10 protein-coding genes are annotated in these 7,530 nt (G+C 48.8%); 2 read left to right on the top strand and 8 right to left on the bottom strand.

Annotated features, from left to right (window positions below; translation table 11 throughout):
• Positions 1-307 precede the first annotated feature (307 nt).
• The 7 genes from C5O24_RS09290 to traN form a co-directional block, all read right to left on the bottom strand.
• A complete protein-coding gene (locus C5O24_RS09290; RefSeq protein WP_107681740.1) occupies positions 308-1,510 on the bottom strand; it encodes a site-specific integrase in 1,203 nt (400 codons plus the stop codon).
• Positions 1,511-1,602: 92 nt separating this feature from the next.
• Positions 1,603-2,100, bottom strand: coding sequence for a glycoside hydrolase family protein (locus C5O24_RS09285; protein WP_107681739.1), 498 nt, complete (start codon positions 2,098-2,100; stop codon positions 1,603-1,605).
• On the bottom strand, positions 2,097-2,561 hold the full coding sequence (locus C5O24_RS09280) for a DUF3872 domain-containing protein (RefSeq protein WP_370868729.1): 465 nt from the start codon (positions 2,559-2,561) through the stop codon (positions 2,097-2,099). The genes C5O24_RS09285 and C5O24_RS09280 overlap by 4 nt, the downstream gene beginning before the upstream one ends.
• A gap of 110 nt (positions 2,562-2,671) precedes the next feature.
• Positions 2,672-3,538: a DUF8464 domain-containing protein gene (locus C5O24_RS09275; RefSeq protein ID WP_107037057.1), complete on the bottom strand. Its 867-nt coding sequence runs from the start codon at positions 3,536-3,538 to the stop codon at positions 2,672-2,674.
• Entirely contained in the window at positions 3,535-4,227 is a 693-nt protein-coding gene (locus C5O24_RS09270) for a hypothetical protein (RefSeq protein WP_107037056.1), read from the bottom strand. Before C5O24_RS09270 ends, C5O24_RS09275 begins: the two co-directional genes overlap by 4 nt.
• 3 nt (positions 4,228-4,230) lie before the next feature.
• Positions 4,231-4,815 (bottom strand): conjugal transfer protein TraO, encoded by a 585-nt coding sequence (locus C5O24_RS09265; protein WP_107037055.1) that lies wholly within the window; start codon positions 4,813-4,815, stop codon positions 4,231-4,233.
• Between the two features lie 10 nt (positions 4,816-4,825).
• Complete coding sequence (gene traN / locus C5O24_RS09260) at positions 4,826-5,833, bottom strand: conjugative transposon protein TraN (RefSeq protein ID WP_107681738.1); 1,008 nt, start codon at positions 5,831-5,833, stop codon at positions 4,826-4,828.
• 99 nt (positions 5,834-5,932) lie between these two features.
• Between traN and C5O24_RS09255 the strand changes: the two genes are divergently transcribed.
• A complete protein-coding gene (locus C5O24_RS09255) occupies positions 5,933-6,208 on the top strand; it encodes a hypothetical protein (RefSeq protein WP_107036656.1) in 276 nt (91 codons plus the stop codon).
• Complete coding sequence (locus C5O24_RS09250) at positions 6,205-6,507, top strand: type II toxin-antitoxin system RelE family toxin (RefSeq protein WP_107036655.1); 303 nt, start codon at positions 6,205-6,207, stop codon at positions 6,505-6,507. The genes C5O24_RS09255 and C5O24_RS09250 overlap by 4 nt, the downstream gene beginning before the upstream one ends.
• Here the strand turns inward: C5O24_RS09250 and traM are convergent.
• A partial coding sequence (traM, locus tag C5O24_RS09245; protein WP_107681737.1) for a conjugative transposon protein TraM occupies positions 6,508-7,530 on the bottom strand: 1,023 nt, incomplete at its 5' end.

The following is a 7,530-nucleotide window of genomic DNA, read 5'->3' as shown; positions in this document are numbered from 1 at the left end:
GCATAGCTGTATCGCACTGATACACAACAGTTTGCATTGATATTGAATTGTTATTGCATCTTATTGATATTCAATTGAATATGCAAATTTTACCGAACTATTGAAAGGATTTAGCCCCAAAAATCTGTCCAAAATATCATTTTCCAAATACTTCAAGCCGTCGATGTTTAGCAAAGTTCAAATAATAGCCTAATCAATTGGTTTTACTACAAGCAGTTGGGATGTATCCGTATCTCTTACTCAGAGATTTGGAGTTTTTTCAAACAAATCAGCCCCAACCTCCCGAATAGGGAAATCAGGGCTGGGGTTAGAGACTTTTAAGGATTAGGGCATTAGCTTTGTAAACTACGGAGGTTTCCAGCGAGGCAAGATAGATTTGGGTGGTCGCTTCGGAATCGTGGCCCATACCTTCGCTGATTACGCTGAGAGGTATGCCTTTTGCTTTGGCTGCGGAAGCCCAGCTATGTCGGGCGCAATACATTGTCAGGGGAGAGAGTACGCCTACTTTCTCTGCTACTTTCTTCAAGTGGTGGTTGATGCTCTCGTTGACATTGCGGGCGTGACGTCGCTGATTGCCCTCCTCCTTGGTAATGATAGGCAGCAGATATCGAGTGGGGTTCTCCGGGTATTTGTCGAGAATCATCTGCATCTCTTTAGTCCACTCGATGGTGAGTTGCTGGCCGGTCTTGCGACGACGGTATGTCATGTGACCATTTTCGAGGTCAGTTTTTCGGAGATATGCCATGTCAATGAAGCTCATGCCACGGAGGTAGAAGCTCATCAGAAACATATTGCGGGCGAAGTCAAGTGAGGCATTCAGCGACAAGTCCAACGCCTTTATTTTCTTGATGACAGGCAACGGCAAGGCTCGTTTAACCGTTTTGTCAACGCCGGTGTAAACGTGTTTGAATGGATTGCGGTTTTCAATAATGTCATCTTCGACTGCTCGATTATAGACTGCCCGAAGTATACGGGTATAGAAAGATATGGTGTTGGGAGCAACGCCACGACCTTTGTGCCATGCCTCGTAAGTCTCCATTATTTCGGAGGTGAGGCAGTCGAGCATTATGTCCTCGTCCTGTCTAAACTTCTTGAAGCTGCTGAGCGCAGACTTGTAGGTCTCGGAGGTTCTGACCTTGCCGCTTTGTTTGAGTTTGACGATGATACTCTCCATGAAGTTGAACAGGGAGTATTCGTTGGCGTAGCGGTTGAACTCGTCGATGACATCATCGGCAGTGTATGTCAGACCGTTGGCATTCAGTTTGCGGTCAATCTTGGTTAACCGTTCAACATCCCAGCGGATACGCTCGCGGATTGAGAGGATGAACGATTTTCGTTCACTCTTCTGGGTGGTGATGACCATTGAGCGGGATTCGTCCCACTCAGAGGGATATACCCTGTAGTCGGAAAGGAGTTGTCGCACCTTCCTTTCGTGGATAATCTGATAGTAGATTGTGCCCTCGTGGTCAGCGACAGTCGAGGGCCGGAACTTTACTTTTATCGAAGCCATTTGTTTTGGACGTTTTGATTTGTTTATAAGATACAGCGGAGGGATACACTCCGAAAAGTGCATCCCTCCGGCAGCATCATAAGATATTGATTTTACGGAACGTATAAGGCGGTAAACTCCTGACAGCGACGTTTGTATAGACCCTTGTGGAATTTACCTTTATACTTGCAGTGGGCAGTATAGGACTTGAAGATGTTGCGGTCACCGGCTTTCAGCTTGCGATAGACCGAACTTTTCATCACAGCCCCCGGACCGATATTGTATGATAACACACCTAAAAGGAGAGCATCCATCGGTTTGAATCCGGCAAAAAGAGCGATGAACTTGTTAAGGTCTTTGCGCAGAAGCGCGTCAGCCTCCCGTTCATTCATCTTATAACCACGAAAGTATTTCTCCCCGGGTAGTTTTCTGTGACCATATCCGAGGTATGGCCAATGTTTCCGGGAGTCATGCAAGATCTCATGGTGCTTGATGATTAGAACTGCTCTTTCGTATGGAGGTAAATCCATTATACTTCGCTTTGCGGCGAAGGCCGGCGTAGTGACCGCGAGAGTCACTAACGCCATGAGGAATATCAGTAGCTTCTTCATAAGCCGATGGGTGTTATGGTTCCGGGATTGACAGGGTTGATGATGCCGAGTGTTTTGCCGTCGTCATCATCGCTGTCTTTGCTGTTGAACTCAAAGGTCTGCTGCCACGGTGTTGACCCAAAGTTGTCTTCGATCCATATCCCGAATTTCACTGCTTCGGAGGACTGGGCGGTGTAGTTGAGTCGGAAAGTCTTGCTTTCGAGAAGCACTCGGTCGTTGTTTACCAGCACGGGGCCGTCAACGAGTTTGAGAGTACCCTCGCCGTCGTACTGGAAGTATCTGATGGTGTAGAGGGTATTGGCGTAGTTCCCTTCGGGCTTGATCTCGAAGCGTAGTTCTAGGGTTTCGCCCTGCTTGATTTTGTCACCGTAGGGCATGACCTCCACCGTGAACGGATAGGACTGCTGCACGTCGAGGTCGTCGGAGCAGGAGGTCAGTGCGAGGACGAGGGTGAAGAGAATAGCCCAGTAACCGCAACGCGCTTTCGTAGTGGAACGGAGAAAGAACCCGAAGAAACGGGCGGGTGTGAGGCGGGTTTCGCCGATTTTGTTGATGATTGTTTTCACGATTTTCAGAGTTTGAGTTTTGTTGATTTTTTCGGATAGAGCGACATGAGATAGTCGTTCAGATCCTTGTGATTTGGATAAAGTGCCGACTTATCCATGACCTTGTCGCCGAACTCCCTGCGGAGTCTGGCGAGTGCCGCACGACCGGCGGTGTCATTATCAAGATAGCACTGGATTACAGTGTAGTCGCCGAGGGCAGGTATTGCCTTCTGGAGATTGGATACAGAGTTTAGCACGATAGTGTCGAGTCCGTCATTATAGCCGAGGCGTTCCGCTGAAAGAAAGTCAATGAAGCCTTCAAACAGATTGCACCGGGCGTTGCCGTTGGCAATCAGAGTGATGTGCTTGGGCGGGTAAGAACCCTTAAAAAAGGGATTCCTCAACTCTAATCCATCGTCATTATTTGGAAAGCCGACGGCATAGTATCGTTTGCCGTGCAATTCATAATCGACTTGCACACAATAGCGTTGGGCTATTTCTTTCGTTATACCTCTGTCGGCAAGATAGCGCAGCAGCACAGGTGACTCCAGACGCGACACTTCGACATTCTCAAAGGTCGGTTCCTCGACAAACGTCGTTGGTTTATATGGTTTAGCGACCGGGAGGCGCATCTTCTTCGCGATGTAATCGGCTTGCCTCAAAAAGTCCGTTTCACCGGACATTTCTCCGGCAAGCGAGAAGATGTCGCCACCCGCGCCCGTTCCGAAGTCAAACCACAGATTTCTCCGTGGATTGACATGGAACGACGGTTTTCTCTCACTGCGATACGGAGCGTAGAACCATAGACCTTTGCTGTCGCGTCCTGTCGGCTGGTAGCCCAACTGATTCAAGAACTCGACAAGCGAGACTTTACGGATTTCGTCGATGTTCATAGGCGCATCTTCCGTTTGGGTTTATCAGGCTCCTGTTCCTGCTTGGGTGGTTCCGCCTTCTGCTCTTTCTCTTTGAACCTCTCCAAGGCCGACATTTGTCCTGCGATGTAGTGATTCAACTCCGACATATTACATGAACCTGTCAGCTCATAGGCAAGGTCATAGATTCCGCCGTATGCGCCGGACTTGGTATCACGCCAGAGATTAGTCTCAATGTTGATTACCATTGTCGGACCGGGATTGTCATCGTAGGGAGCATTGTAGATGCGGAGATTACCGTCGGCAGCCACCGGGTGTTCCTGACCGAGAGCCTTCATAAAGTCAGTGAGTTTCACTTTCTTTATATCGAGGCTTATAACTATCGGCTCCTGAGGGCGACGCGCCATTGCCGAAAGCTCCTTGCCCAGCTCATACTCGTTCATGTATTTAAGTATGACGTCACGCGGATCCATGTAGAGGTTGGGATTCATCTTCAGGGCGGCGAGGTCGATGATGTCGCCACTCTGGTCAGTGGCGTGGTCATACCATCGGTTTGTATTGGTATCAACCACTAACATCGGTTCCGGGTCGTCGCGCTGCGGGGCATAGTAGAGCTTCATGTCTCCGAAAGCTTTTACAGGCTTTTCGCCGAGAGCCGCCATGAACTCCGTCAGCGGGATATTCTTGATGTCATTCTTTGTGTATCGCATAGGCTATTCGATTATGAATTTGACACCGACACCATAGGTTGTATGGTATATCTGAACATCGCTCCCGAAAGTGAACCGTCCTTTGACATTGGCAGTCAGTGCAATCTTGTCGGAGAGATAGAACTCTGCCTGCAAGTTGAGCGCACCGCCGTAGATAAAGTTGTCGCTGTCATGGAGTGTCGAACCGTCGGACAGCACATCCTTACCCCAGTTGACAGTCTCATATCCGGCAAGAGCGGATATGCCGCCGTAGAGGTGGAAAGTCATGGAGTAGTCGCTGAGGATATGGAAATTATATCCAGCCTCGCCTGTGAACTGCGCCACCGGGATACGACCTTTCTCGCCGTATGGCTTGAAGGTCTGGAGATACTCCCCGCCGATAGACCATGTATTGCCGTGGTTCCCTGTAAATACGGAGTAGAACACTCCGAGATCATAGCCGCATTCGCGGGATTTGCCGGTATAAAAACCGTCTGTCATATTCGCCTTTACTTCCACGGCTGACATTCCGGGGAGGCATCGCTGGGCCATTGCCCGCCCTCCGAAGAGGGTGAGCATGGCAGCGATTATCATTATCGCTTTTTTCATAGTTTACGTTTTACTGGATTGATAACTCGTCGATTACGTTTGCTCTCACGATGTCCTCGTTATCGACCACAAAAGACTGATGGCGACCGCCTTCTTTCTCGGCAATTTCGATAACGAGCTGCTTGTCGTCAGGGATTGTGAATTTCTCCAAGGCGAACACCGTGCGCTCCGACTGTTTGCCATGTACCACCGTCACATAGTTATGGGCGCGGATTGGTTCCAATACCTGCTCCTGCATGGCGGTTCGCTTGATAACCTTCTTGTCCACAATCTTGAACGACACATAGTCGATGTCATAGGCTATATTGGAAGTGTTCTTCAGCTCGGTATGAAAGTAGAGAAGTCCATTGTTGGTATAAATGGATTTCAGGAGGAACTGCACACCAAAACGCTTTGAGCCGATATGCTTGATCTCGCGCTTGTTCTGCTTGTAGATTGACTTCATAATCAGCTTGACAAGCATAGGAGACTCGCTACCCAACTTTTCGAGGTACACCTCCTGAGCGTTATTAGGGCGGTTGACAGCCTCGCCGTCGTGGAGAAAGTCAGTCATTTCAATGCTCAGAAGCAGAGGCTCTTTCGCAAATTTGACGTTGAAGACATAATAAGAGCCATCATCGGTGATGACCGAGAGATTGGTCTCCTGCTTGAACGACTTGAAGGCAGACTTGACACGCAGCACGTTCTTCGCTCCGTCAGCTATTCCAGCCACGAGATTTTCATTGCCGAGGTCACAATATACAATCTCAGCCGGGAAGATGATGTGGGTGGTCTTGTTGTAGCAGACCTCCAGAGCGTGAGGCGGAATCATCCGGTCGAAACCCACTTTGCGGGTCAGACCGTCAAACTTGTCGCCGTCGGTGTAGTTGGTTCCGTACACGTTCATGTCGTGTTCGGCCGCCTGCTCAGTGTCAGACGACACTTTATTATCGGTGTTATTGACAGTTTTTGCGTTGGCAGCGGTGGCCAATCCGAAGAGCGCCACTGCCGCAACAAAGAATTTTGTGATTGTTTTCATTCTTGTTGATAATTGAAAATTTTGATATTATCCAACTTTAAGTGCTCGAATTTGTATATATGGTATATATGATTTATCTTTGCACAAAAAATTAGAACTATGAATACCGTATCAGTATCTCAGTCCAAGTCTTCTCACCGCAAGCTCATCGACATCCCTGAAGATGTTTTCACCGCTCTCAGTCTGAAGGCAACCTCAATGGGTATGAACCTCAAGAAATACATCGAGCATCTTCTCATACAGGAAGCTGAAGAGATGGACGATGCCGAAGTCTACAAATATCTGGTCTCCACTCGTCCGGAGGGCAAAGTCATGCTCAACGAGCAGGAGAAGGATGATTTCATGCGTAAGCACAAATTGGGTGCATACCGATGAGAATAGACTTCTCAAAGGAGTTTGCCAAGGCATTTGACAAACTATCAGGCAAAATCTACGAATCCGTAAGAGATGCAATTAATAACGTCATTGAGGCTCAATCTCTTGACGAGATCCAAAACTGCAAGAAGATTGAAACCCTCAATAGCGTTTATCGCATTCGTATCGGGAGTAAACGAGCATTCTTTGTGCTACACATTGAGATAGAAGGAGACCTTGTAAAATTTGAATATCTGCTTAATCGTGGGGAGGCTTACGACAAGAAGAACATGGAGCGTCTGAGACGGAGGGACGTTTGATTACTGCTCATTCTGACGGAGCATGACTTTGTAGCCGGATTTGAGATGGACCTTCACAGTGCGCAGTTTCTTGTTAAGATACTGGCTCACACCGTTGATGAGTCCTTTGCCCACATCGGAGACGAGTTGTGCCCCGGCATTGGTGGTCAGGTTGATAGAACTGCCCATCGTGCTGCCCATATTGGCACCAATCTCATGGAGTGCATCGCTCTCCATAGAGTTGGGAATATTGATACCCTCCTGACCGTCGGAATCATAGACCGAGAGGTCAACCTCCATGATGCAGCCGAGAGCCTCAATGTTCTCAATCTTGATTTCAAGACGCTCACCCTGAAGCCGTGCCACTCCTACGATGCTTGTGTTCTTCGGCAACAGAGAATTGCCAATCCACATCGGTTCGAGTGTCCGGAGCCTCACGCTCTGCCCGTCGATAACCGCCTGGTCAGTGGCGATACAGGCAGAAATGGTATTCTTGAAATTCTTATGTTTGATGCCGACAGCGGTAGAGAAAGAGCGTGTGTTATCGGCAGAGGCACTGAGAGAAGACACTACATTGCGGTTTACTTGATTGACAGGCATGACCTTACGGTCTTTTTCCGGTTCATCGACAATCACAGCCTGTTGACTGCCATTGCCGGTGCCGAGATACTGCGCCGCCAGTTTGTATGACTGCTCCATCAGTTCCATCTCATTAGGCTGCTGACTCTGCTGTGCCATAGCGTTCTGCGCCTCCAGCTCGTCAATCCTCGCCTGTAACTCCATCACCTGCGCAGCGGAATTATCTTCCGGGATATAAAAATCCTGTAGCGACGCTTGCGCCTCCTGATAAGCTTGTGCGGAAGTTTCAATCGGATCAGGCACAGTGGACGGGGAGGGCGTGGCGATTGTATCTACTGTTTCAGCATAGGAAACAGCCACACTGTCGCGTCTCGCTTTTTCGTCAAGAATTGCCTGTTCTTCAATTGCTTTAAGTTTGTTGCCTTCAATCTCCTGACTGTCTCCGTCGGGCAGTTCCATGTTAGC

The organism is Paramuribaculum intestinale, from assembly GCF_003024925.1.
Classification (GTDB): domain Bacteria; phylum Bacteroidota; class Bacteroidia; order Bacteroidales; family Muribaculaceae; genus Paramuribaculum; species Paramuribaculum intestinale.
The sequence above is the reverse complement of the archived record's forward strand: the minus strand, read 5'-3'. Positions and strand labels throughout refer to the sequence as shown.